Source organism: Microbacterium sp. GbtcB4, assembly GCF_019091465.1.
In the GTDB taxonomy this organism is placed as follows: Bacteria; Actinomycetota; Actinomycetes; order Actinomycetales; family Microbacteriaceae; genus Microbacterium; species Microbacterium paraoxydans.
Window position 1 is genome coordinate 1 of sequence record NZ_JAGXJJ010000627.1, and the last position, 234, is coordinate 234.

Sequence of the window (234 nt, forward strand, 5' to 3'; positions counted from 1 at the left end):
TCGCGGCCCCGACCACGCCGACCACCAAGCCGCGCCCCCGCCCCGCCGCATGGTCGCCCCCCCCCCCACCTCGGACAACGCCCCCGCCCCCGAGCTGACGGTCGGCCACATCCTCAGCCTCCCCCGCCGCATCCCGGCCGCGCACGCCTCGCTGTCCGCCGGCCAGTGGAAGCGCAGCTCCTCCACCGGTGCCGGGCTCTTCGAGAAGACTGTCGGCATCGTCGGACGGGAGGT

1 pseudogene is annotated in these 234 nt (G+C 76.5%); it reads left to right on the forward strand.

From position 1 onward, the window contains the following. Window positions 1-49: 49 nt before the first annotated feature. Window positions 50-234, forward strand: a pseudogene (locus KVS71_RS19060) (phosphoglycerate dehydrogenase); the annotation flags it as partial.